The organism is Microvirga aerilata (assembly GCF_016743775.1).
Taxonomy (GTDB): Bacteria; Pseudomonadota; Alphaproteobacteria; order Rhizobiales; family Beijerinckiaceae; genus Microvirga; species Microvirga aerilata.
The window spans coordinates 22,504-49,081 of sequence record NZ_JAEQMY010000038.1 but is presented as its reverse complement, the minus strand read 5'-3'; the positions used below and the strand labels follow the sequence as shown (position 1 = coordinate 49,081).

At 56.3% G+C, this 26,578-nt stretch carries 16 protein-coding genes and 1 pseudogene; 3 read left to right on the top strand and 14 right to left on the bottom strand.

The window, feature by feature from the left end; genetic code table 11:
- Positions 1-378 precede the first annotated feature (378 nt).
- The 8 genes from JKG68_RS20425 to JKG68_RS20390 all read right to left on the bottom strand — a co-directional run bounded on the left by JKG68_RS20425 (position 379) and on the right by JKG68_RS20390 (position 9,640).
- A complete protein-coding gene (locus tag JKG68_RS20425; protein WP_202063202.1) occupies positions 379-1,293 on the bottom strand; it encodes a class I SAM-dependent methyltransferase in 915 nt (304 codons plus the stop codon).
- Positions 1,268-2,032, bottom strand: coding sequence for an SGNH/GDSL hydrolase family protein (locus tag JKG68_RS20420; RefSeq protein ID WP_202063201.1), 765 nt, complete (start codon positions 2,030-2,032; stop codon positions 1,268-1,270). Before JKG68_RS20420 ends, JKG68_RS20425 begins: the two co-directional genes overlap by 26 nt.
- Positions 2,033-2,757: 725 nt before the next feature.
- A complete protein-coding gene (locus JKG68_RS34575; RefSeq protein WP_202063200.1) occupies positions 2,758-3,585 on the bottom strand; it encodes an acyltransferase in 828 nt (275 codons plus the stop codon).
- Positions 3,586-4,012: 427 nt separating this feature from the next.
- On the bottom strand, positions 4,013-6,457 hold the full coding sequence (locus JKG68_RS20410) for a glycosyltransferase family 2 protein (RefSeq protein ID WP_202063198.1): 2,445 nt from the start codon (positions 6,455-6,457) through the stop codon (positions 4,013-4,015).
- Between the two features lie 2 nt (positions 6,458-6,459).
- Positions 6,460-7,347 (bottom strand): hypothetical protein, encoded by an 888-nt coding sequence (locus tag JKG68_RS20405; protein ID WP_202063196.1) that lies wholly within the window; start codon positions 7,345-7,347, stop codon positions 6,460-6,462.
- A gap of 4 nt (positions 7,348-7,351) precedes the next feature.
- Positions 7,352-8,545 carry a polysaccharide pyruvyl transferase family protein gene (locus JKG68_RS20400; RefSeq protein ID WP_202063194.1) on the bottom strand — a complete coding sequence of 398 codons (1,194 nt, stop codon included), beginning with the start codon at positions 8,543-8,545 and terminating at the stop codon, positions 7,352-7,354.
- A 140-nt stretch (positions 8,546-8,685) separates the two neighbouring features.
- On the bottom strand, positions 8,686-8,916 hold the full coding sequence (locus JKG68_RS20395; protein WP_202063192.1) for a hypothetical protein: 231 nt from the start codon (positions 8,914-8,916) through the stop codon (positions 8,686-8,688).
- Positions 8,917-9,304: 388 nt separating this feature from the next.
- A complete protein-coding gene (locus JKG68_RS20390) occupies positions 9,305-9,640 on the bottom strand; it encodes a hypothetical protein (protein ID WP_202063190.1) in 336 nt (111 codons plus the stop codon).
- 591 nt (positions 9,641-10,231) lie between these two features.
- Here JKG68_RS20390 and JKG68_RS20385 point away from each other — a divergent pair.
- Positions 10,232-11,584, top strand: a pseudogene (locus JKG68_RS20385) (IS701 family transposase).
- Positions 11,585-12,113: 529 nt separating this feature from the next.
- Here the strand turns inward: JKG68_RS20385 and JKG68_RS20380 are convergent.
- From JKG68_RS20380 to JKG68_RS20365, 4 genes are all read right to left on the bottom strand, one after another.
- Positions 12,114-13,205, bottom strand: coding sequence for a glycosyltransferase family 61 protein (locus JKG68_RS20380; protein ID WP_202063189.1), 1,092 nt, complete (start codon positions 13,203-13,205; stop codon positions 12,114-12,116).
- 523 nt (positions 13,206-13,728) lie between these two features.
- The gene (locus JKG68_RS20375) at positions 13,729-14,712 is read right to left on the bottom strand and encodes a GSCFA domain-containing protein (protein WP_202063187.1); all 984 of its coding nucleotides are present in this window, start codon (positions 14,710-14,712) and stop codon (positions 13,729-13,731) included.
- Positions 14,713-14,762: 50 nt separating this feature from the next.
- Positions 14,763-15,890: a polysaccharide pyruvyl transferase family protein gene (locus JKG68_RS20370; RefSeq protein WP_202063185.1), complete on the bottom strand. Its 1,128-nt coding sequence runs from the start codon at positions 15,888-15,890 to the stop codon at positions 14,763-14,765.
- A gap of 130 nt (positions 15,891-16,020) precedes the next feature.
- Positions 16,021-19,821 (bottom strand): glycoside hydrolase family 99-like domain-containing protein, encoded by a 3,801-nt coding sequence (locus JKG68_RS20365; RefSeq protein ID WP_202063183.1) that lies wholly within the window; start codon positions 19,819-19,821, stop codon positions 16,021-16,023.
- A 1,052-nt stretch (positions 19,822-20,873) separates the two neighbouring features.
- Between JKG68_RS20365 and JKG68_RS20360 the strand changes: the two genes are divergently transcribed.
- The gene (locus tag JKG68_RS20360) at positions 20,874-21,170 is read left to right on the top strand and encodes a calcium-binding protein (protein ID WP_246515652.1); all 297 of its coding nucleotides are present in this window, start codon (positions 20,874-20,876) and stop codon (positions 21,168-21,170) included.
- 387 nt (positions 21,171-21,557) lie between these two features.
- Complete coding sequence (locus JKG68_RS20355; protein WP_202063181.1) at positions 21,558-25,406, top strand: calcium-binding protein; 3,849 nt, start codon at positions 21,558-21,560, stop codon at positions 25,404-25,406.
- Positions 25,407-25,509: 103 nt separating this feature from the next.
- Here the strand turns inward: JKG68_RS20355 and JKG68_RS20350 are convergent, their stop codons facing one another.
- Both JKG68_RS20350 and JKG68_RS20345 read right to left on the bottom strand, forming a co-directional pair.
- Positions 25,510-25,677, bottom strand: coding sequence for a hypothetical protein (locus JKG68_RS20350; RefSeq protein ID WP_202063179.1), 168 nt, complete (start codon positions 25,675-25,677; stop codon positions 25,510-25,512).
- 542 nt (positions 25,678-26,219) lie between these two features.
- Complete coding sequence (locus JKG68_RS20345) at positions 26,220-26,510, bottom strand: PilZ domain-containing protein (RefSeq protein ID WP_202063178.1); 291 nt, start codon at positions 26,508-26,510, stop codon at positions 26,220-26,222.
- Positions 26,511-26,578: the final 68 nt, after the last annotated feature.

Below are 26,578 nucleotides of genomic sequence, written 5' to 3'. Positions count from 1 at the left end.
CAGACCAACGCGTTCAAGACAATCCTTCAGACTGTGTCCGCCTGAACCTCAGTGCGAAACAGGGCGTGGGTAATTACGATGTTTGTTCTCTTGCTTGCCTTCGTAGCCTTTACGTTTGGTGACGAGCCATCATCAATTAGGCTGCACCCCTGTAGGACAGTCCTCAAAGCTCTGCTAGTAAGCATGGCCTTCGCCTCGAGCTTAAGCATAGATCTCGGAACACGTTGGGAAGGAGTCAGAGTAGGTGAGTAGCCATCTCGTTCAATCGCCCTCTAGATGTAATGTTTGGAAGCGGCATGGGTTGGGACGCTCCGCTCGATGACGGTGATGTCATACAATCCTCGAGAGCCGCCTCGCGGCAACTATGCCGGAAGGATGCTACAGCGATGCTGCCTTCCCTATAACGAAAGTATCTTGGTAAGGCCTAGCGCCCGGTTTTTCGGCCCAAGATCCCAATTCATAAGACAGGATTTCCAGACCAGCCTCAGACAGCATGGCGTTCCAAGTGCGCTTGGTATAGCCCGCAAAAAAATCCTGCCCGCGGAACGCATAAAAACAGCCAGGCTCTTCTTCTCGAAGGCTTCCGAATGATTCGGTACGTGATTGATAATCTTTGAAGAAACGATCGATGACAAACCCCGTGAGATATAAAATACCTTTGGGTTTCAGAACTCTTGAGACCTCTTTGAAGTATGCGACACAGTCAGACCGAGTTAGATGAGAAAACACAGAGATAGCGAACGCAAGATCAGCTGTATTCGTGGGGCAAAATTCTAGTTTGAAATCGTTGTGGAGCGATGGAGCTCTCTCTTCGAAGTAGTAGTTATTCTCTGCTTTAATTGTATAAAATGAGCAGTTTTGGTATTCACTCTCAATTTTAGCCTTGCACCAGTCGACGCCCTCGCTCCAGACATCAACGCCATAATACCTGCCCTCTTTCAAAAGTCGAGATATCGGCAGTGCCAATCTCCCGCAGCCGCAACCGATGTCGACGACATTACTGCTGGTGCTGAGTAGACCACGCCAGTACAACTCGCTAAAAACTTGTGTCATGTTGCGCTTGAAATGCGCTACGTCATGGCTGCCAATGATATTCATCATGCGCAGGGACGGCAGTTGGTCTTCAGTGAAAGCCCAGCATTGCTCGTTTATAGCTTTAGCTATTCCAGCGCGATCGGCTACTTGCTGCTCAAGAGTTTTCTGGGAAGATATAAAGCTACTTGTCATTTGCTCTAAGTCCGTTCGATCGTTGTGGTCTGGACAGGCGTCAGAAAGTTCGGAAGGCTGTTGCAACAATCTCGGCTACATCGCTGTACCCTAGCGCCGTTGCGTGTTTTGGATCACGATAGAAGCCTAAGTCTACCATTCGTTCGTAATTCTCCCAGTTCGACCAGATATCAACCAGAGGCAGTTTCAACTCGTCGGCAACTTCTCTCATTTTACGTACGAACTTCTCTTGGGTGCTGAGTGAAACGAAATCTGCCTTCGTTGGAAGCGGAGACTTCAGGATGACGTCGCCCTTTTCTAACAAAACCTCGGATATTTTTACTAAGTTTTGTTTATAGGCTTCGGGATTCACATCTTTGCACCAATCATTGATGCCGAGATCCAATATCGCGAAATCTGGTGCGAAATATCTCAACGCATTCAGAGATGACCAGGGAGTGTCTGTCCGCGTCCAAGTTTCTGTTGTTGAACCAGCCCACCCCATATTCCAAACTTTAAGGTGCGGTCGGCGCAAATCATAACAGTCAATGCCTAGAATATAAGCTGGCTCGGAACATCCCTCCACTACGACCGCCTGTTGAGGGGAGTCGGAGATGATTGTAATCTTCTTGATGCATTGAGGTCCGTGCTGCCTGATCTGCGTTCGCTCAGAGCCGTCGTTGAATGATATACTTAGCTCGCCCGCGTTCCAAGTTTGGATGTAGTATATATCGGCTGCATTGAACGCCTGCCCCGCAGTGAATGTAACATTCCCTGCGCCGCGGCATACGAGAAGGTTCCCTCCGACCGAGGTTCCTCCAAACATCTCCCAGTCTCCAGAATAGGAAATTCGGGAGTCAAAATTTGGAAGATGGGTCCCGCCATACCCAGCTCCGAAGAAGTTTTCAAAGCGAGCTGCGAGGCCTGCATGGTCTAGCATTGATGCGAGGTATGCGGGGTATGAAGATTCAGCCTGTCGATTGTCCCAAGTTGCTCCGATCCCTCGAGTTGTACTATCGCCGATGCAAGCGATAGTTATGTGAGACACGCCTGTTCTTATCTTAGCCTTCGCAGCTCGCCAACGCGGAAGCTGAGGAACTAGATCCTTTGCCACGGTAGGTCCGAGGTCGGCAGCTTCCGCTAGTCGAGACGTGGTCGATCCCGAAGGCTGTTCGTCTTCCACTGTATTTTCCCGGCTGAACCGATCTGACAGATTTATTCGAGGTGCGGATTTCATTGTCTGAGCCGAAGGAGGACTGAAGGTGGGCAAGGTGAGGCACTCGGCCGAGGGGATCGTTTCCTAAACACGCTGGCGTGTCTCATGTATCCGGTCGGGATCTGGGAGGTAGCTGGAACTATCTCGGCGCCTAGTTCAGCAAGCAATGTGTCGATAAGGCTTCATATCTCAGTACCTCATAGACAGGCGCTTGTAGCTCCGCAAGACCGCATTTTCGAGCGGCGGAGATAAGTACATTCCGGATTTAACGTGAGGTTACGTGAATGACCAGCGAATTACGCAGCAAGGCATAACCGGTCTGGTCAGCGTGTAGCTTATCCCTTGGACCTAAGAATGTCAGCTAGAGCCGATTGTGCTATCAAGGTCTCAGACAAAATTTTCTTCAATGCTTTGTTCTCTCGTGCTAGGCGTTCCTCATCTGCTTCTGAAGGTTTCAGACGATCGCTGCTCGCGACATCTAGTACTGCATCTATCATCTCCGCAGTCGGATTTATGTCACGGGTCCACGTGGCACCCTTCTTTATAACCTTGGCAGGGATACCGCCCACGAGCACTTGGGCTGGAACATTGCGGTTTACTAAAGCTCCACCTGCAATAACGCTGCCGGCACCAATCTGAACACCTTTGAGGACCGTTACGCCATCTGCCAGCCAGACATGAGGGCCTATGAACACGTCTGCGGGTGGGTTGACGGCCCGTTTGCTCTCAATGTCGATCAGAGCGTGGTTGTCAGTTGAGCGCAGCGTGATCCTCTCCGCAAACATGCAGTCTGCCCCCACAGAGATTGTGGTACCATCTTGAAGGATTACATTTGTCCCGTTCGAGGTTGCTCCTCTACGCCAGAGAAGGCTGTTGTTGGACCCATGGACCTGACCTGAGATCCTCGCGGGCCCATCTTCCTTCCCCTCGAAAATCAGGAGATTGTCGTCCCCAAGAATCTGAAACACTCCTGCAACGTCGTCGCCTTGCCCGAGGAAGATTACATTTCTGGAGCCGAAGGAGAAGTTCAGCTCAAGGCTGCGATCACCAGGAGTGGGTTCACATATGACGAATGTGTGTTCGTTCAAATGCGCCGGGCCAGAGACGTGAATGCCTGCGTCGCGGAGCTTGTCTCTGGCCCCTTCTTCGTCGGTTCGTACCACGATCGTCCGGGAACTCTCAGACCGGTGGAGCGGCATGTTTGAGATTGCCCTCACTCGATCGTCAATCGACTCGAGAGTATGTAAGAGTGAACTCATGGCCTAACCTACAACCTCTGCGTTTTTAAGGAGCTTTCCTAGGCTCTTTTGAAAGGTCTAGCTCTGCCCTCAGCGCGTCCCCATCTTATATAATGCTCGAACCCGCTCGTGATACGGCCGTGTTCAAGCTCACCTGCCACATCGGGATTTTGCGAAAGATAGCCCGCCTCGTCGAAATCCGGCGGAGGAGGCACTTTTGACCAATCAACCTCATCCAGATTGAGCTCAGGATTCAAGTTCTCAGGCAGATTAAAGTTCATTTTTTAGTTCCGTATGTCGCTGTTGTACATCTCGTGGGTTGGGAATGATCCGAGGCCCCGCAAAAGAAGAACTACTCGGCCGCAATAGAATAGTCATCGTCAAGTAACTTCTGGGTGTTTGTGATAGCTACTACCCACCTGAGGTCGAGTGCATGTTGGATTATCTCATTAGCCTCGACCTGGATGCCAGGATGTTCAGGCAACGGTCTCGCTTTCGCTTTTAACCCCACCCACAAATCGTCTGCAGTCCAGGCGGTTCGCTTTAGGTCGGTTTCAGCGGCTGAAAGTTGTTCTTGAAGCGACGTGATCCGGCCAGCCATGTGGCACAGGTGCACCCACCGGTAATCCGACACATCCAAGTGGCCATTTTTTCCAGGCTGGCCCGGTGAGCCCGTCGTGATTCCATCTACCTTCTCGCTGATCGAGCGGATCGTGGTTCGAATGTCACTATAGATATGGGCCACCGCAACAAACGAGTCGTTTTGGCTGCTTTGCGCATGACGAGCGTTGCGAACATACTTGTTGCGCATAATCGCGCTGTATTCGGCATGCTTGTCTATGTCGCCAATGACCGAATTCGCAAAGAGATGTTTATTTCCGATGTCACGGTGATGATAGAAGGACAACTTCTCCTTGAGCACGCCAATGTCGAACTTCAGCAAAAAGCGGATGTTGAAGTCCCAGTCTCCCAAAACCGGCAGCTTCTCGTCAAAGGGGCCGACCTGCTCATAAGCCGTACGCCGAAACACAAACGAGATTGGAGCAAAGAAGTTGTTGCACGCCATCTCGGCAATCTGAACGTTGTCGACCCAGTCATGGTAGGGACGGCGTTCATGGATGACGATTTCAGTGGGAGTCACCTCCTCTGACACATACCAGCAATGGGTAACGACGCCACCATACTTCTGCCCCGCTTTGCTCCTGAGAAACTGGACGGTTTTCTCCAAGAACCGGGGATCCCAGCTGTCGTCGTCATCATGAATGACGATGAACTCACTTTCACTCGAACGAATGGCCCTGTTAGAGGCGGCCTCCATGCCGCCGTTCACGACGTTGTCAATAACGACAACCCGCCTTTGGTCAATCGTCGATGCCTGCACGACGTCGAGAACGGGCGCAATTGGACCACCGTCACAGATAATGACGAGCCGGAAATCCTGAAACGTCTGGTTCGCTACACTCTCCAACGCCCTGCGAAGGAACGTGGGACGATCCATGGTTCTCATGATAACCGCGACGGCGGGAACGGACGTCTGGGCTGGCTCGACCTCATTGGGCAATGGAACGCCACTGACAATGGCCCGCTGCTGATCACGATTGAGCCCCGCGGCCTGGCGCTGCCGCGGCAGAGCGATGTCGGAGGGGTACTCGATCGCGATTTGCCCAGCCGGCCACAGAGCCTTTGCAATCCGGTCTTCGGCTGTCACTGATTGATCATCAGCCGATGTTACAAGCGTCGGTACCTTGAGCGTACGCCCGAAATCAGCCGATCTGTCGAACTGGCCGAACACATAGCTGTCGTCTTTCGACGGGAAGCAGAGCGCGCGCGCTAGCTTCGGGATCGCGTTTTGGTACGCGCAAATAATATCCTTCGTCGCCACGCCATCGGGCAGTTCTGACAGATAATCGCGGACACCCTGGTAGAGTGGGGCACTTGCGCGAGTTGGCGCGTCGGCGATCAGCAGCTCACAGTCGGGAGCATAGACGCTGTTCCCGTTATGAGCCAGACGTTCGATGCTCGGTGCCGCGGGTTCGAGTACAGCCTCAAAGAGGTGACGGTGAAGCACGATGCTCGTGGCAGGATCCGCAGGTATGAAGTTGTCTGACTCGAACAAGATGCCGATCATCTGCCGGGCGAATGTTCGGTCGCTTTCTGGAAAATAGGATCGACCGATGTAGAGGCCCCACCAATCGATCTTGGGGAACCCACGCTGCAGCATGTTTTGAGCGGTTCCTTGCCAGCCTGTGTCGACGATCACAGCCGTGCTCTTATCGCAGAGGAGCTGCGATATGTATTCCTCGAAGAGAGTGCTCTGTTGCCGCAAATATGTTTCCACGTATTGCGCCGCAGGGCTCTGACCCGACACAAACTTGTCGAATGCCGCACCTTTAAGCTCTAGGCTGGGGTCATCAGACGGAAAGTCCGCCGGAAGGCCGCCCTCCGCTCGAAAGATCGATTGGGCAATATCGGCGCACTTCGACCAGGCGAATTCCTTCGCAAGCAGATCCGACACAAGCGCGGGCGCACTATTCCAAAGCCCCTTGGAGACCATGAAGCGCGAAATCCAGAACATGTCATGTTTCGGAACCTCATGCCCGCGTCGCTGTAAGAAGTCCTGGTAAAGCTGCTGTATCCTGACGCCAGCTCGCGACGCAAAAAGTATCTTTGCATCGTGTTGCGTCTCGAATGAGACAATGTTCTTATGAAGGCGGTCGAAGTAGTACGCAAACACCGGGCCTAAGATACTAACGCCCGCGTCGTACTGCAGTTTGCTGAGATTATCGGGTGCGCTCATGTCTATGCTCTAGCCCAAAATGAAAGGTCCAAACCTTTGTGGATATTCTCTGACAGGAAACGTTCCAAGTCCTCCTTACGAAGTGACAGATCGGCTTCACTGATGGGAGTGTGAAAGGCGTGCCATCCAAAGGACTTGGGCTGTCGAAAGTCACTTATGTAGCTGTCGCCAATGTGAAGAAAATGCGAGGAGGGCACATCCAACCTGGATTCGAGCCACGGAAAGATTGTTCCACTGCGCTTGTTGCGGACGGTGTCCGCACTTGAGAACAGTTCGTATTCAAAACCGTCTCTTCTAATTCTGCGCCGCAGAATCTGATCGATGGCCTGACCTGAAAGATACATGTCGCTTACCAGGATCACTTTGCCGCCGCGCTTTGCAAAATCCTCTGCAAGATCGATGAGAGCTTGATTAGGTGTGAGGCTCTCAGTTTCGAAGGCGATCTCCTCTTCGAGAAAGATCTCATCACATGCAGACGGAAGGTCAAGCATCTTTACCTGGTTGCTGATGACTTCCTCAATCCGCCCTTCAATGCATCGCTCAACCTCAAGAGAGGTGCGATACCCGAACAGAAGCGCCTCGCATCGTGCAAGGAAAACATCAGATGTATCAACGGCGGCATACCCTGACGATGCCAGGGTCTTGGAGATCCGATCTGACAATTGGAAGTAGCGTCTCGCTTCGGACGAGTTCGAGCGGATCATGAGGGTGTCGAACACATCAAAACTGAGAACCTCAATCTCATGCCGATCGATCAGGCCAGCGAGATGTTCTCTGGTTTTTTTTCCGAGTTGGCCGTCGTTGAATTCGTATGCGCGGTAGGAACATGAGGCAATTGCCGCCTCAACTCCGCCGAATGTGTGAATGACTGGTTCGCTGATTTTGGTCATTGTCTTACATACCCCGGTGGCTCATGCGAACGCCGTTGCTCTGCATGATTGAGGCGTAGGAGGAGAGAAGCGACGAGCGTGCGGCATCAAATTTTGTTGCATCGAACTCAACATTTTGAACGACATCATTGATGTCTTGGCATGCGAGTGCATTTTGAGCGGAGATGCGAGGATACTGCATTGTCTCGAAGAGTTCTGCTGTGCGCGAGTCGAAAGTCACACACGCACCAAACGAGCCGCCCTGTATGGCGGCGATGCAGCCGTGGGCCCGCATGCCGAAAACAAAATCCGTGTTTGAGCCGAGGCTTGCAATCCACTCAGCTGCACTAGTGTAGAAATCGCCTGCTTCTTCAATATAGTCTTTGTAACGCTTGAAGCTCATCTCTGGGATCAGCTCCTTGTTCTCCCAGCGAAGATACTCGTCAGCAGCCACATCCTCATGGAGCCGGATCGCCTTCATCGCCGCCAAGTTGGTCTGATACACAATTCTTGCATTCTCTGCGTAGCCGATCCTAAACAACTGCCGCTCAAGATCATTTACGCGCTTCTCGATTGTGCCCGGGACATAGGTGGGGCACTGGGCACCATTGGCTTTGAGCTGGGAAAGTCGTTCGGCGATCGTGCTCCCGTCGATGTCCTCCACGTTTATGAAGTTTGACGGACATCCGGTGACAACGACATTCTCAATGCCATGGCAGGCCAGGGCTGCTGCCGTGAATGGACCACGCACTCCAATGTAGTTCGTCCGTTCAGCAAGCACCTTAAGGAGGCGCAGCGTATCCGGGGCCAGGTCAATCCGAGGATCGGATTGGTCATCGGCTTGAGCGCCCAAGCCGACAACAACTACCGGGCGATCGATTCTTTCGACCATATCAGCCCATGGGCCCAGTACAAAATCCGGATCAGAGTTTACTTGGTTCGCGGCTGGAATGACTAGGATATCGATGTTTTCTCGGACAAAGGAGTAGTCCATTCCAAGATGAACGACCATCTTTGGGTTCTGAATCCCAGACCATACGGAATACTGGAAGAGAAGATTACCTGTGTTGTTTCCGATGTCGGCAAGACCATTTATGTCGCGACGGTTCAGCCGCACCGAACCCGGTGTTCCAAATACTCCTACTCGCTTCATCGGTCCAAAATACATGTTCGGTTCTTTCGCGGTTAAAGCGGTTAAATTGCTCAACAGGTTGCGCAAACAATGTTCTTAAAGCTAAGCTCTCGTGATATCTGCAAGCTGACCTCTGGTTCCAGCCCAGACAGTCCAGCAACTTACTTCGGTCAACGTATTGTATTGTAATGTGCGATAATGAGCGGGGTTCGGGAAGTATAGGTGCTCTATACCTCAATGCTCGGAACAACTTGGGAAATGATAGTCGTGAATGACAGGCGCCGGTTGGGGATGTTCTTGGCCATGTAGGCGCTCAGGCCTAACGCGATGGGCGGGAACTCGCCTCGGTTCAGCACCCCAGTTTTGCCGGTTTGCTTATCTAGATAGAAGGTATGGTGGCCGAAATCGACAAAGTTGGCACTCGATGCCTGGCCCGACTCATTTATCGCGACGGTCATGTGTATCTGCCCCAAATTCACTGCTTGCGCGCATATCGTTTATGGCACTGGCGCTCTTTTTGATTGTGGGATCTTATTCAACAAAGGTCTGAGTCGCGCAAGATGAGCGAGTGCGAATACGCTTCCCTGCGGCAGTTAAGCGCAGAGGTTGTGTTGAATAGGGCACAGGGCTATTTTTCGAAGTGTTTTCTGTGGCCTAACCTACGCGGTGACTGTCGCCGGCACCGATACTGCGATTACTTCTTGCCGCTTTATCCAAGGTCCTCGCTGCTGCCAACAAGAGGCGCACCAGAGACGTAAACTCACACGACATGCCTCGTACGGCGACCTTGAGGGCATGGTAGTGGCGCGCAGACCCACCGCCCTCCGAGCGTAGTTGCGGTGAGGTTTACAATCGCCGCAAGTAGCCAATTGGCGCGGAAAGGAAGTCTTCCAGGGGCGGGCAGTTTTTTGCCTTTCGCACGGCGAAGAAGTTGCTGTTGACGTAGATATCCGAAATCACTCCACCCGTACTGGCACTCGCCATGCAGATCTCAAACAGGAGGTTCGTCAGGGCGTGCTTTTGACCCATCCACGTTGGGTTCTCTTGAGTACCTGCCCAATGCACCCACGCCCAGTCCTCAGTGATGTACATTCCAACGGGCCTGAGACGTGGGGACAGAATATCGAACGATGACCTCGTTAATTCGTAGATATGCGAGGCATCGTCGACGACGAGATCCATTCCATTTGGAAGTTCTTTCTCCAGTATTTCGGAGAGCCCAGCTTCGTCGCTTTGAGAGGTATTGTAATAGAGAGACGCGATCGGAAAAACCGAAGTGCTGGATGTGATTGGTTACTTCCGGGTTCGGATCCCGAATATCGACGCCGAAGATTTTTGCATCTGCCCATTTATCCGCAAACAGCAGGGCGCTTCCACCTCCGAAAATCCCAATCTCTAAAACGTTGGTTGGCTGAGTGGTGCCGAAGTAGCTGTCATACCGACTCAAAAAAAGGTGCGACCCTTTAGAACCCACACCCGATCAGCGGTTGTCTTGAGCTTCGAGAAGTCAGATTTCCCCACCGTGAAGTTTACGCCATCCATCTGGCACTCATCTTCGCTTAACCAAACCTGCCGCAAGGCACCCCTCCATGTTCGATCAACGACTTCTTGCCGACACTCTCACCCCCGAAGTAGGAACGTCGTCGATCGCCGCAGCGATTAGAGTCTGTATCTTAGCTCGACTTTGGCCATTTTGGCGGGTGAACTGAGAGCGCGAGGCGGCGAAGCGAACGATGCGGTAGACTGGCAGCGTTTCCGCCAAGAGACGCCGCCATGCCGGATCTGCCCGCCCGCTTCGCCGCGATCATTGTAGCCTTTGCGCCGCTCTTTCGCCACCGAACTTGGCTTCATGCCCAGGTGCTGCTCGTTGGAGCCATCCTGGCTCCCGGCAAGCGCATCGTGACTAGTATCCTGCGCATCACCGGCCTCAGCCGCGAGCGCCACTTCGTCAACTATCACGGCGTCCTCAATCGCGCGAGATGGAGCGGCCGCCGCGCCGCTCACCGGCTCCTTGGCTTGCTGATCGACACCTTTGTCCCGGCCGGCCCGGTGATCCTCGGTCTCGACGACACCATCGAGCGCCGCCGCGGCAAGTGCATTGCCGCCAAAGGCATCTACCGCGATCCGGTGCGCTCGTCCGATGCCCACTTTGTCAAAGCCTCGGGCCTGCGCTGGCTCAGCCTCATGCTCCTAGCTCCGATCCCGTGGGCGGCCCGCACTTGGGCCTTGCCATTCCTGACCACCCTAGCGCCCTCCGAGCGGTACTGCCATGAGCATGGAAAGCGGCACAAGAAGCTGACCGACTGAGCCCGTCAGATGGTGCTACAGATTCGCCGTTGGCTGCCCGAGCGCGAGCTAGTGTTGGTGGCTGACATGGGCTTTGCGGCTCTCGAACTGCTGGCGGCGCTGTCCCGCCGCGGCGTGATCTGCATCACGCGGCTTCGCTTGGATGCTGCCCTCTATGAGCCGGCCCCACCACGCCGTCCCGGAACAAACGGTCGACCCCGCACCAAGGGCGCACGCCTGCCGAACCTGTCTGAGGTGCTGAAGCGGACGAGCACGCGTTGGCGGCGGGTCACCGTATCAGGTTGGTATGGCGAAGGGGATCGGACGATTGAGTTCTGCTCCGGGACGGCGGTGTGGCGTCATGGCGGCATGCCCGTCGTGCCGATCCGCTGGGTGCTGGTGCGCGATCCGCTCGGCCGCTTCTCGCCCCAGGCACTCCTCTGTACTGACCCCACGCAGGGTGCGCTGCAGATCATCCGCTGGTTCATCCTGCGCTGGCAGATCGAGGTCACCTTCCAGGAAGCCCGCACCCACCTGGGTGTGGAGACCCAAAGGCAATGGTCGGACAAAGCCGTGGCCCGCACCACACTGTGCTTGTTCGGGCTGTTCTCCATCGTGACCCTGCTGGCAGGCCAACTCGGTCAGCGTGCCCGCACGGCTGTTCTGGTCGAAAGCTGGTATCGTAAGTCTCATCCGACGTTTGCAGATGCTCTGGCTGCGGTGCGGCAGGCCATCTGGCGTGAAACGGATTTACTCACGTCCCGGCGCCGGCACAAAATGCCAAAACCCTCACAGGCTCTGCAACGATGCTTAACTTACGCGCTGTGCCGAGCCGCCTGATTGGCCAAAGTCGAGCTTAGTATGAATGGCAAAAGGCATGCTCTAGTTGATTTGTCCAGGGCTGGGATAGACCGCTGCGCTCTGGTAGCATTTGCCGCGTTCCATTGTGGGGAGGCTCTGGCTCATATGGACTTCGGATCGATTGACCTGCGCTGGCGCGGCGCACAGCAAACGTCGGAGCAGTTTTGGGCGCAGAGATAGCACTCGAAGCTGATAGGCGACGGTCGGTGTCGCGTGTAGCGATTCGCCGGGTCGGCAACACCGGCGTGTCGGAAACACGAGTGTCATCCAACATGGGGCATGCGTTGCGGTTGTCTTCGGAAGAGTTATGCGCGCAAGGTGCCCAGTATGCATCGTGCCGAAACGATTGACTGCTCCCATCTGCTGCTCTGGACAAGTTCTCAACATCGCACCGAGGCGGTACACCAAAATACCAAGTGCCAAGTCAAGTGCCAGACGGTATTGGCACCCCACCCCTTCTGAGACAGCGTGCATCTTTAGATTTCGAGGCAGAGCCGTTTTAAATTCATCACGCAGCGGTGTTTACTGAAAATTCTTCGATAAACTTGTCGAGCTCACGACCGACACGCGTAGGATCGAAATGCATCGCAATTCCTTGGCTTCCGTGAGATCTCCAGTCGTGAAACGCGCCATCTCGGTCAGGGACGAAGCATACTGCCTGTTGTTTCAAGGCTGCAATTCGACTTTGATATACGTTGATCCAATTCAAACAGAATACTCTTGAGCCTTTCGGCATAAAAAGCGCGTTATGCATTGCTGAGCTGAATTCGCCCGCAAGAATATTCGTGCGTTTGAAAAGCTTAATTTGCTCCACAATTGAGAGTTTTTCCGGATAAATGACCCGGAAGCCACGTTCAGCGAACAGGCGTTCGATCTTTGCTTCGTCCTCGATCCAGTGCCAGCTCAAATTCTTGCTTAGCTTTGCTCGAGACAGGTAAATTTTATCTCCGGCGTCAGATGAAGAACCTGCTAGACCGGCGATCATTCTGAACCGTTCGGCGAGTGATGGATGAAGATGAGCGTCGCGATCTACTCTCGTAATCAGCAAAAACGCATCTGCTTTGATAACAGTTGTATCAGGATCGAAGTATATAAGGTTTGCATCTGGGATAACGAGATGCAGAAATGCTGTAACCCATTGTGGATTGGCCTTGCTCACTGCAATCGGGTGTCGCATACCTTCGTTGTATAATGATCGGATGATCATGAGCTTAGAAAGCATTTCCAGGAGGAAATGACCATAGACCATGTTTGGATGCAGAGGAGCGTAAACCGGTCCGGCGATCCTGAGAGTATTAACACTCCCAAACATCCCACGGGTCCAAATGGGGTTGCCCGCTTGGACCTGCCTCTTACAAGAACTGGCAAGATAATCTGGGTTGAATGCAGGGTCCACAAACAATTCGCCGTCGACCATCAGGAGACCTGCACCGCCGTATTGAAAGTTCTTGGCGTGATAGAGTGCTATATCCGCAACAGAGCCTTCAGCTGCGTGGAGTCTGATGATTTCAGGTGGCAGGCCATCTACCTCGAGCAGAGGCCCGGGTGGGCAACTTGGTGCGCCCGCTTCGATCGTTCTAATCAACTCCAGGCTCGACAATTTCTCTCCTCCGCACAGCTCTGGATCAGCTTATGGCACCGCGCGCAGGCTCGCTTCAAGCGCACCCTCAGCAATGCAGTCCTCAGCAATTCGCACAGCATTCACTCGTTATCGTCAGTTCAGGTGGTCCACACCCAGGCTCCAGAGCCTGGCGGCGTTACACAGGCGGGATGCGAGCAAACCTTCGGACGGGTGATGACACCGCAGAGGCTGCGCAGAGTTCCCAACGTCGACTGCACGAAGTTGGATGCCGAGAGATCTCCCGCGTGTATTCGGGAGCGAGAAGTTGACAGTAACGACCCGGAGACATAACGTCTCCAACCGCTTGGCACCCGCAAACAGCCCGTTCTGACCGTTGAATGGCATGGTCTCAGGGGCAAGCGGCGTGAAGCCGAGCTCTATATTTCGACCCATATCAGACGGCTCAAAGCGTCACCGTGGTCGCTGACACCACAGCAAGGGAGCTCAGGTATTGCCAGGAGTTTCGCTGGAGCCCCTGACGATTGCCCTCGGCCAGGAGGTGTCAATCAAAGTACATTTCACAAAACCGCTGCATGATCCTGTTGACGAGGCTGTATTTGACATGAACGCCGTCGTTGTCCCAGGCGGCCTCCGGGTGGGAATGGATAACATATTGGTACGAGGGGAAATAATCCACAAAGTCATACGCAGAAGACACCTCACGGGCCGCTGCTAAGAGCACACCCTTTGAAAAGTCGTTGGCGGTGATAACGTCCTGGCCGGTAAAGGTGCTTGCCAAGGGAACCGGAGAAACGGTGAGGATAAGCTTCGCGCGACCTTCTGTCTGTTGGTAGATTTCCTGCACGGATGTGTGAACCGCGCCTAAAATCTGTTCAGCACTCATGTTGAGAAATTCATAGTGTCCCGCACGTCGGTTCAGCCGCATATTCCCAGCAGGGGGACGGTTGATGAACATACCAGTCGCCTTCTCTCGCCAGCTCTCGGTGTATCCAAGAGTGATGATGACGGTTCTGGCGTCAGGCAGGTTTCGGTATGTTTGGAGCAACTGCTTGCGTGCGGACGCGGCCTCATCATCGTTCAGGAGTCGTAATCCCGACATGAGCATGTCGGCCCATTGTCCGTCACCGACATCCTGAAGCGCAACTGTTTCTGCCTCCGATCGCTTCGCAAAGCGAATGAGGTCCATAATGGACCCTGGCGTGTACGCGTTCAAAGCCCCGTTTCGGGCGCCGAAGCCCCTCAGTTCGTAATAATCGTCGGGGAAAACACACTGACTGGTGACGCAATGGAGCCCCTGCTGCGCGAGGGATAACTCAATGTTGCGGGCAAAGCACGAGCCGATTGCAAAGAATGGGGCTGTCGCATCAAGCTTAAACTTCGGCGTATGCTGAAGCGTTGCGAGGATATCGCCCTTCTTCCTCTCGGCTCCTGAAGAGCCATCGCCGGCGTGAGCCGAGAAGACACGGGCTTTGTTGCTTCGCGCCTGCTCGAATATGGCGTCTGGGATTATCGGGGATCCGATCATTGCTGTTCCATTCGGCGCATTGCTCTCGATTCTAAACGTGTCGCACAACGTTAGTTAGCGGAAACTTCAAGTGATGATGAAACTGGGTTCAGCCGGTGCGCAACGTTGTTGAGGTCCAGGAAGCGAATGTAGTCCTGATACAGCTTGGCGTAATTGCGGGAAAACTCGTCGAAACTCGTGCTGTCGTACAGGCGCGCGATGTCGATCTTGCCGATTCGGTCGACAGTCACGTGCGGGATCTTCATCAGCTGGGACATTTCGAGCGTGCGGGTGTCATGGGGAATGATCAAGGCCGGAACGCCCGACAGAAGCGCGATCATGTTGCCATGGAAGCGTGTGCCGATGGAGAAGTCCATTCTTCTGATGAAGTGGCTCCACTCGTCGACCGAGAAGAACACACGGCCGCTCTTTTGCAGGAAGGCGGTGTACGCGCTGCTGCCTAGCTGCGAGCCGATCCTTTGCAGCGCGCCTGACGCTTGCGCCGCTTGGTCTGCCGTGGACCGACCGAGCACAATGTCAATCTCTGGAAACTCGTTCTGGAGCACGTAAGCGTAGTTGTCCCTGACCGCTGTGTCCAACAAATGACGCTCAACGTCGGCGGCGAACGAGGGGGCAAATGAGTGCTTAATGACATTGTTCGAGCCGTTCACGGCCACCCGAAGAGCACCCTCGTCCGACTCGCGCTTGCGGATTTTCAGCTCCGGCTCCAGGGTCATGTACAGGCTGGGACACCCCGTCAGCGTGACGTTCGTAATGCCGAGGTGCTCTAGAACCGAGGCCGTGTACTCTCCTCTGACGCCGATCGAGTTCGAGCGCTCGGCAATAATCTTGAGCAGCCGCCGGGTGCCGGCCGGGATATTGAGGTCAAGCGACGTCAGGCTGCTCGACTGCGCACCCAAGCCCACCATCAGGCAGGGGAGGGTGGTGCGTTCGATGAAGTCGGCCATGTAGCCGAAATCGAAGTGCTCGTAGATGAAGTTCGCCGCCGGAATAGCGATCAGGTCGAAGTTCTCATTGACCTGACGGGCGTCATGGCCGGTGCCGAACGCATAAGAGTCGACCGCAAGCTCCCGGCGCAGGGCATGGCCGATCAGCAGGTTACCCGTATTTTTGCCGGTCTGATCGAACTTCGTCTGGGTGTTCGCGTCCGCGGGTGGATCACTGACGGGTGCGCCCACAAAAAGAACTCGTGCCATCGTATAAACCTTTTACTGCCGCTGATCGAACAGGCCTCATGTCTCGGAGGCTCCAGGGTCGGCCCCGCTCTGCAATGCAGAGTGTCGGGGCAGCCCCCCTGGTGATTTCCATTCAGGATCGGTGCGGCTTTTTGAGATATTCCGTAACTTCTGTCAGGTAGGCCTGTTGCACGCGCTGTGTGGCTTCGGCAAGGCGAAACACCCATGTCGCGCGGGCCTGCAGTCGTTCGATTTCCGCGATATGCAGGTCAGTGCGCAGAGAATGGGTGACGCTTTCCGTGTGCCGCCGGTGCGTGTTGAGGGGCGTGGCCTCATAGGCGATCCGCGCCCCGGGTTCCGCCAGGATGTCGAGATAGAGCCGCCAGTCACCGGCGACCTTGAACTGATCCAGCTCGTACTCGCAGCGGTCGAGCGCCCGGAGCAGGGCATCGCGGCGCCAGACCACGGCACTGACGTTCATGATCAGATTCTTGACCGACAGGTACCGGCGGACGAACTCGTCCGCGCCAAAGACGCCGCTGCGGCTCAGGGCACCGGGCTCGACCGTGGCATAATAACCCTTGTAGCTCTCCATCAGGTCTGCGCCATCGCTGTCGATGGCCCGGCTGTCGGAGAAGCCGAGGACGACACTGGGATCCTCGTCCATCATCTTGATGACGCGCGCGAGAAAGTCCGGCTCGCAGAGGTCATCCGCCTCAGCGATCCAAAGATAGTCGCCGGTGGCCAATTCGGCGGCCTTGCGCCACTGCGCGAACACCGACCCGGAGTTCTGCGCATTTGGCACAAGCTTGATCTGCCGCTGCCATTCGTCAGCGGTCTGCCGGATGACCGGCAGGCTGTCGTCAGTGGATTTGTCATCGAGCACGATCACCTCGTGCACGGGATAGGATTGGCGGAAGATCGAGCCGAGCCGATCCGGCATGAAGCGGGCGTAGTTATAGTTCGGCACCGCCACCGAGACCGTTTTCAGTCCTGGCAGGGCCAGGCTCAACAGACGCTGCACGTAGGGCGCCCAAGCAAAGGCGGTCTGGGCAAGCTCCTGTTGCTGCTGACGCGTCTCAGGCCCGCGAGGTTGGCCAATAAGATCGCGGACGGTCACCGCCATAGCCCCGACATCGCCATAGGGCACAACGGCCCCAAAACCGGTTTCACGCAGCATATCGGGAATTCCGCCGGAGCGGTCGAAGGCCACCACCGGGGTGCCGGCACTAAGGGCCTCGAGCACCACAGCCGGGAAGGGGTCCTCGCGCGAAGTCAGGACGAAGGCATCCGCCGCCGAGAGATAGGCAGTCACAGCGGTTTGGTAGCCCGCCAAATGGAAGGTGCCCGTGGCCTGGGCGTCCGCCAGCTCCACCTCGAGCCAGTCCTTCAGCTGCGGATCCATCCCACCGACCCAGCAGCAGTGCACCCGGCTGCGACTCAACAGGTCGCCATCCCCATCTCTCAACGAGCGCCAGAGGGCAAGGAAATGGTCAAAGCCCTTGCGCATGTCGGCATAGCCCATGCCCAGGACTAGCCGGTCCTCCAGCCCTAGCCCAAGCTCCGCACGGATCTGCCGGGCGCCGTCAGGCGAGAAGCTCACGTTCTTGTAGAGGCCATTCGGGACGATCTGCATGCGCTCGTCTACAGGAAGACCAAGCGCCTCCGCCACCTTGTCGCGGACGTAAGGAGCTGGAAACACCACGCTGTTGGCGGTCGTGAGCCCCGCCTTGGCGCCGGCGGTCAGATCCTTCTCGCGGAGGATCCGGGGCAGCTCATGCACCAGGAGGTGAGTCGCAAAGCCAAGATCGGCCGCGCCAGGAATGATGTGGCCGGCTGCGGTGGTGTTCACCAAGGCGGTGGTGAAGCCGCGCTCCTGCAGCGCCTTGAGGTGGCGCAGGGCGTCGGCCGTCGCTGCGGCAACGGTGGTGGGGGCTAGATCCATGTAGTCCCGCTCGAGCTTCCCACCCCCGAGGAGCAGGAATTCTATCTCGACGCCGTGCTGCGCGCGCAGGGTTCGCCCGATGTTGAGAAGGAGCTGCTGCGCCCCGCTTGGGAAGGCGTCGTGCCCAACCAGCACAACGCGCGCGTTGGTGCGCTGGGACACGCCCGTGACTGCGCGGCTGGTGGCATTGAGGTATGCGCCGCCGAAGTGCAGATCGGGCTCGAGATAGGCGCCTTCACACCATTCATTCCAGGCATTTACGCACACGAAGGTCTCGCCAAAGAACGGGGCTTTCTGGGCCCGAGCGATCAGCTGTGTCAGCCAATTCTCATATCTGGCGGGGGTCGAGTTGATAAGGGTGAGCCCGGAACCTTGCCGGCGGGCATCGTTGTCCCAGCTCGGCACGAGGGTTTTGATCAACGGATAGGTCGGCGCCGGCTCCTCCAGGGAAACCTGAACTACATCCTCATAGCGATAGACCTGGCCCTCGAACTCGGTGTCAAGAACATTGACCGTGTTCGTGATGGGCGGCAGCGTCGCGGTCAGCTTGTGCGGCGGGAACTCGATCGCGCCATCCATCCCGAACACGCGCGGGTCGGTGTCTTTGAAGCTCTGGGCCATCACGAGGATCGGATCCTCATGGAACTGCTCCCGGAACATTTTGCGCCAGCGCGTCATGGTCTGAGCCGTTTCGGGAATCAGGCGCGGGCGGTAGATCATCAGCAGCGGCCGGCCCTCGACCCGGATATAGCGCGGATCCTGGAAGTGGCGGTTGAAATCGGCCAGCAGCCGCTCATCATCTTCTTCCAGGTAGTCTTGGGAGATCAGGACTTCGTTTTCCGCTCCGTCCCAGCGGCGGGTCCAGTTCTCATTGGCCCACATGAGGCAAAAGGGCATGTCGATTGAGGCATCGGCAAGGAAGCGCTCAGTTGGGGCTTCCATCAGCCGGCGACCATTGAACCAGTAGTGATAAAACACAAAGCCAAACAGGCCTGCGGCCTTAGCCATCCCCACTTGGCGCCGCATCGTATCGGTGGTGTCCAAGCTATAAAAGCCTAGGTCCCGGGGGACACGAGGCTGATAATGGCCGGCAAAACGGGGCACGCCCCGCACGATGTTGGTCCACTCGGTGAAGCCTTCGCCCCACCAAGCGTTGTTCTCCGGAAAGGCGTGAAACTGCGGCAGATAATAGGCCAGCAGCTTAGCCTTGCGGTTGGCCTCCGTCACGGCAACAGGCTTGAACTCCTCAAAGTCCGGGCCCGGGCGCGTAAACCGCTTGATTTCTCGCGGAATGCTCGCCTCGTCGTCCGGCATCCGGCCAAAGATGCCAGGCTCGTGCCGGTGGGCCAGGAAGTGGAACAGGGGGCATTCCGTAGTGGAGCCGCGCAGATAGCGTTTGATGTAGAAGTTGGTGTCGAAATCCTTCGAGGGATTGCGACCCTCCCGGAAGCCGTAATTGATATAATGCTCAAACGGATCAATGCCGGCCGCCCCGATGTCCGGGTACGCCTTGGTGTAGAACTCCGCGTCGAAGTCTGGAATCGGGCTGACTTTGCCGGTGGTCCGACGGGCCAGGTAATGAGCGAGCGCGAGCTCAGCCTCGTCGAGACCATAACGGTCGCGGTACCACACTGGGTCGAAGAGTGGGCCAGGGCGGTTTCCAGCGCTCTCGCCGGAGCGCACATAGTGGGTCAACGGCTCCAGTCCGGAGCCCTTAGCCTCTGGGTACGTCTCCAAATACCACAAGGGATCAAAGTAGGGATTGGGCCGACGGCCTTCAAACGCACCGTATGCGAGATAGTGCTCGAACGGATCCAAACCCGCACCGACAATGTCCGGGTGCTGCGGGGCATACCAGTTCAGGTCGAACAGCTTGTCGCCTAGGAGAGAGGCCGGCACAGAACTGATATCCGCTGCAGTGGGTTCTGCCGCATCAGGAACATCGCTGGGCGCCTGCTCGTCCGAGGCCGTCAGTGGGCTCGCGCCCACTGGTGCAGCGGCCTCCGGCTTCAGGGAAACGAGCCGAGACTGCGGTTGAGCATCCTCCAATAAGCGGCTGATCTCGTCGATAACCTCCACATTGTCACTTACGTCCCCACGTGGGGGAGCGCTGGGCGCGGGCTCCGCCCGAATGGGCGAAGAGTGATCAGGAGGACCATCCGATGGTTCAACCTGTGGCACCTCGGAAACCGGAGAGATCGACCGGTGGTGCGGCTGCGCCTCTTCATCATCCGCTATATCAGATCCATCAAGCGAGGCCTGTTTACCCCTGTCGGACTGGACCATCGTGCTGACTGGCTCGAACGGCGATGGCTCAACAGTCTCGTGCCTGAAAACAGCAGGCTGAGGCTCCGAGGCTGTAGCTTGGGGCACTTCTGATGCCATTGGGGCCGGCGGCGCTGGTACTGGAGGAGGGGAGCGACGTCGGGGCTGCGTCTCACCCATAAGCTGGCTGAGTTCCTCAAACAGCTCTGTGCTGTCGAGTTCCTCGTTGGGGGCAGGACCGGTTTGATCCTGCTCGATATCGCCAAATTCCCTCACGGAAAGCCCCACTGATGCCACTGCTTTAAGCTTAGCGGCGCGCATTTATAGTTGAATCGCGAATTTTCGCGCCCTGCCTACTAAACTTCGTTAAGGAAAACCAGCGGGGGCTCCCCGGCCAAGCTGAGCGACATGCGCGGTATGGGGCCGCACGTGTTTGGGGCCCCTTCCGTTGGATTAAGGTCGGCAGTGTGACCGGCACCTTGCCAACGGACATCAGCTGAACGTCGGGCAGCCCCTCAATGTTGTCTCTCAGGCCGGACTGTCAGCTGCGCCGCTGCCATCCTAGAAGGCGCAACAATGATACCAACCTGGCTCGGCGTCCGTGCAAACCATCACTGAAAACGTACGGTCGGAGGAGCCACACTGCGAAGATTTGCCCAAGGTGAGATTTTGCCGCAGCGGGATTGGACCCGAAATGTCACGTATACCTCTAAAGGATAGTTACGCCATGATTTTGCCCCGTTTACGATCCGGCCAACAACACAAACGGGGCAATTGTGGCAGACTTTACTGGAACGAATGGTGACGACACCCTGACAGGCGGAGCCGGCGACGACACGTTGCGCGGACGGGGCGGCAGCGACACGCTCGATGGCGGCGAGGGCTTTGATCTGGTTGATTATTCTCGGGACCAAAGTCGCACAACCGATGTCACTATTGACCTGGATCAGGGACGTGCTTGGCAAGGCATGGGCAGTCTGCCCACGAGCGCCGAAATCGACACCCTCATCTCCATCGAAAATGCCATAGGCACGGGCTTTGCCGACCGCTTTATCGGCACTGATGCCGGGTAGGAGTCGTCCTTCGGCGTTCTCGACAACGACACGATGAGCGGTGGCACCGGCGTCACCCCTCCGGGTTCCGGACCATTGATGCGCTTAACTACCACCGTGGCATGATGCCATCATAAGGGTGAAGGCGGCCCACGGAATGGCGGCGTATCATCTGGTCAATAGCACGTTAACAAAAACCCAGTCTCATTTCAGACGTTGAACGTATTCCGTGATCGCGACGTAGCGTCACTGCAACAAACACCAACAAAATCGATCTGAGACCATGCAAGCCCTTGAAGGTCAATACTCGTCCTGCGACGGTCCTTATCGAGCATCCACCCGCAGAACATTTTTAATTTCAAGGTGGCCGCTCTCATAAACAAGAAGCCGCAACACATAGGGGCTAACGTGGCTACATATCAGGTTTTTAATGCTTCTCCGCTCGACTTTGAAGCAGGTTTGATTTTTCCATACACGGCCCAACTGGGGGTCAAGTCTGCGACAACTGCCATTTACACGCACGCCGATGGTAAGACTACGGTTCTGGTAGGCACTGGGTTTGCATTCGACCCGCAGACGGGCCTTCCAATCGCAGGAGCGATCAACTCTGTTACTTTGTACGGCGCTGATCTACAGCCCTGGGCAACCATTAGAAACTTGAACTTCAGTCTGCCCGGGCTTCACGATCTTTGGTTTCATTTGAATGGCAGCACTGGTGTAGCAGAGCTGAGTCTTCTAGCCGGAAATGACATCCACATCGGCAGTGACCATCGAGAGTCATTCGGTGACTGGCACGACGGCAACGATACCTTCAATACAGGAGGCGGCGGCGACTACATCTCACCCGGCGCGGGCATGGATACGGTGGACGGGGGTGATGGCACCGACAAGGTGGCCTACGCGGCGTCGGCGAACGATCCTCAGGTAACACATGGGGCAACGGTCGATCTTGAAGAAGGATGGGCTATCGACCCTTGGGGCTATAGAGATACCATTAGGAATGTCGAACGTGCCCGGGGTAGTATGCTGGCCGATACCCTCAGAGGAAGCGCCGGGGACAACATGCTGGAAGGCCGTGGGGGTAACGATCTCCTCGACGGCCGGGACGGCTTCGATGTTGTTTCATATGAGAGAGATGTTGCGCAAGGCGGAACAGGTGGCGTCAATGTCAATCTTGGCGGAGGTATCGCACTCGACTCGTTTGGCGCTTGGGACACCTTGGTCTCGATTGAGGCCGTGACCGGAACCGATCAGACTGACACGATCACAGGTTCCGTGGACGATAATTTTCTTAATGGGCTTGCTGGATCAGATCGACTGAGTGGCGGATTTGGCAACGACACGCTCAATGGCGGTCTAGGCAACGACAGTCTTGACGGCGGTGACGGCGACGACATCCTCGAGGGCCAGGCCGGTGCCGATACCCTGACTGGTGGCAACGGCTTTGATATCGTCGGGTACTGGAGTGCTTTTGCCGGCGTAACACTCGACCTTGCCAATCCCAGCAGTAACACCGGCGATGCTGAGGGCGACCGTCTGAGCAGCATCGAGCATGTCAGTGGCACTTCTCATGATGACAAGCTCTATGGCGACGACAGCTGGAATGGCTTCGCGGGTGATAACGGCAACGATCTTCTCTCCGGACGTGGCGGGAACGATTACCTGACTGGCGGAGCTGGCGGCGACACTCTTGATGGTGGTGACGGCACCGATACCTACGGCACGGACAGTTCACAGGGCGAACCGTTTGGGATCTATGTTAACCTCTCATCCCACACCGCCCAAGACGGACATGGCAATGTCGACACGCTCATCTCGATAGAAAACGTGGACGGCGGTGCATTGGACGACATCCTGGCCGGAGATCTGAACGCCAACCAGCTGCGCGGCTGGGAAGGAAATGACACCCTCGTCGGCGATGACGGCAACGACAGTCTCGAAGGCGCCGGTGGCAAGGATGAGTTGTACGGCGGAGCTGGTGACGACGACTTGCAGGGTGGCAGTGACGAAGACCACCTCGAGGGCGGCGCTGGAAACGACGTTCTTCACAACGAAACTGGCGTCGACACGTTCATGGGAGGTGAGGGCGACGACCTCTTTAGAAACGGCTGGAATGAAGCAGAGGCCGGGGAGATCTTCGATGGGTCCGATGGCATCGATACGATCATCGTGCTCGGAGACAATGATTTCAGGGGTACCGAAATCATCGACGTTGAGCAGCTCGTTTTCGAGAATGCGGCAAATGTTACCTTCGGTGGGGCAGAAGCCGGTGTATCCAACTGGACAATTATCGGTGACAGCAACGTCAACTCTCTGACCATTCGACTCGATGGAAATACAGAGGCTTTTCTCGGAGACTGGAGTTTCAAGAACTGGGGATCCCAAGACAAGGTGAGCATTCTTGGATCGAGCGGCCGAGACCTGATCGAGGCTGCATCCGTGGCTTCCACCATTGATGGCGGTGCCGGGTACGACAGGCTCATTCTTGATCTCAGATCAACCAGTGCAGCTCAGATAATTGACATGAGCAACTCAGGGCTGCAGACGGCAAATCATACCCGGTTCCAGAACATGGAAGCAATTGCCGGTTTTCTAGGCACTGGCAATGATGTCGTCTTAGGCGGACAGGGGGACAATGCCGGCGCGTCGCCGAATGCATGGGCCGCAGACGATGACATCGATCTTGGGGCAGGCAACGACCGGTTCGAAGGCCGTGGTGGCAACGACATCGCGTCCGGCGGCAGCGGCAACGACACTCTCGATGGTGGCGTCGGCGGCGACACCCTGAGTGGCGGTGACGGGGACGACACTCTCTACAGCCGGCTCGGGGAAGGGGTTATCGGCTACTCGATCGCCTATGGCTACTCGCCGACGGAAGTGCTCGATGGTGGTGCAGGCATCGACTTTGCCATCGTCGATCGGTCTGACGCCATCCGGTCACTTGAGATCGATATTTCCGATCCCAGCTATCTGTCGTTCAGCAGCGATGGAACCGCCATCGTCAATGTTGAGAGGCTCGAGTTCAGTGCCGGGGCCGGCAACGATAGTCTCACCGGTGGTTCGCTGAGCGACAAGCTCTCAGGCGCAGCAGGACGGGATCTGCTTTCAGGCTGGGGTGGAAACGATACGATCGACGGTGGAGCGGGTGTCGACATCATCGACGGCGGCGATGGTGATGACCACCTCCTTGGTGGAATGGGTATCGACATCATCGATGGTGGCAACGGCCGCGACACGATCTATGGCGGGACCGAAGCTGATCTGGTGGACGGCGGAACTGGCGATGATACGATCTATGGCGAAGCCGGAGCAGACAACATTGACGGTGGTGACGGCAATGATCTGCTCAACGGAGGAGCCGGTGATGATGTGTTGTCTGGTGGCACCGGTAACGATACTCTGGCGAGCGGTGGAGGAGCTGACAAGTTGGATGGCGGAGCTGGAACGGACACGGTCGTTCTAGCTGGAAGCCAAAACGACTATGCAGTCGTGGTGACGGCAGACGGTTTGCAGGTCACCTACACCCTGACGAAGAGCACCCAATTTATGGCGGGGCTGGAGTTCTTCCAATTTTCATCGGGCGCAACTCTCAGTCGGGCTCAGTTCATACAGCCGGTGGCAGAGCCTCCAGTGGTTGTTCAACCGCAGCCTCCGGTTGTAACACCACCAGTTGTCACGCAGCCTGAGCCTCCGGTGGTCACGCCCCCGACGACCATCGAAGCTACAGCAAGTTCCACACTCCCCGAAGGTGTTCTGAACCTCATTGCAACCGGAACAGCCAACATCAGCCTGACCGGCAACGCCTTGAACAACGCCATCACGGGCAACAAGGGCAAGAACGTCATCAACGGCGGCGGCGGCAACGACAACGTAAACGGTGGGCTGGGCAACGACAACCTGACGGGTAGCACCGGCACAGATGCCTTCCTGTTCACCACCAAGCTCGGCACGTCCAAAACCGACCGGACGGTCAACTTCGACACCATCAAGGACTTTGTGGTGAAGGACGACAGCCTCTGGCTCGACAACGCCATCTTCAAGAAGCTGGGGGCGGGCACAGCCACGAAGCCGAAGCTGCTGAACAAGAAGTTCTTTGCGCTCGACACTGCCAAGGACAAGGACGACTACGTCATCTACGACAAGAAGACGGGCGTGCTGTCCTACGATGCTGACGGCTCCGGCAAGGGCCAGGCGGTCGAGTTCGCCCAGCTGAAGAAGGGACTGGCTCTGAAGTTCGACGACCTCTTCGTCATCTGAGGTTAGTGACGGGGGTGCTGTGGCGAACGACCTGAGCACCCCTTCGACCTGCCATCTTTGAGGGCAATTCCCGGTCTGGTCGCAGCGTATCCCGCAAATAGCTTTATGGGGTGCGCGGCTCCTTCTGATCGCACAGGTGCCACAACGCCTTGTCGTAGTTGATCCGGTCGAGGCAGTTGTCGTAGGCCGCTACCTCACGGGCAGTCCACCCGATCCAGACGCCTAACAAGAGCGCCAGGATGCCTCCAACGAGGGCTGTGCTTTTCCTCACCTGCCTCTCTCCCTTTGGACGTTGATGACGCAACGACGCTGGCTGAGTAAAGGGGCGTCACGGAAACCTCCTTTCGCATGAGAAGGCCGAGCTGCCGTCGAACTGGGTTCCAGAACCACTCGGCGCAGACATCCACCACCGCGACAGGGGCGCTATAAGCAGGGCGCCGGTCTCTCCATACCAGGCCTCTTCTCGTTCCCTTACAGCGGGAGACGGCGATGAGGGTTCCGGAGATGGCTGCCGGGAGCAGACCCGCAACGGTGGCCCTATCAGGCGTCGCTAGGAACTGCTCTCTCAAACATGCACAGCAGCAGACAGGTCCGCCAACACAGTAAGAGTGTCTCGGGAAACGCCAAGGAACAGGGTCCGGAACACACCGGGCCGACAAAACGCCAAACCAAGCCGGAGGCCACGGTCCGCAGCATTTTTGATTTCTCGAACAACAGCCCGGAACCGATAAGGTTGCGCTGGCAGGATGGGATCGCTCTTCCGAATGAACCCAACCAGTTTGCCTAAGGCAGCTCCTTAACCACGAACAAGTATTAGGCGGCTACCGTGCGCAGGGGATCCATCCAGGGCCTGAGCTTATCGAAGAACATGACGCCGTGAGTGGCGCCGCGGCTCCACATCAGGCGGCCATAGACCCGCATTCCCCTGTTCGGGATCTCCAGCTCGAACTCCTCCGGCAGTGCTGAAACATCTGCAAAGGAGATGCGGGCGCCGGTTTCTGACAGGTCCCGGACGGTGCAACTCAGCACTGAGCAGCGGTTGTTAAACACAATCCGCCCGTTAAGAAACGTGTTCCAGCGCCTGCTCGACCGACGCTCATTCATCCCCTGACTCCCTGAGCTTTTAAGATTCGCTTTTTCTAACTTACGCTTGGCATAGTTAATTGCCAAGC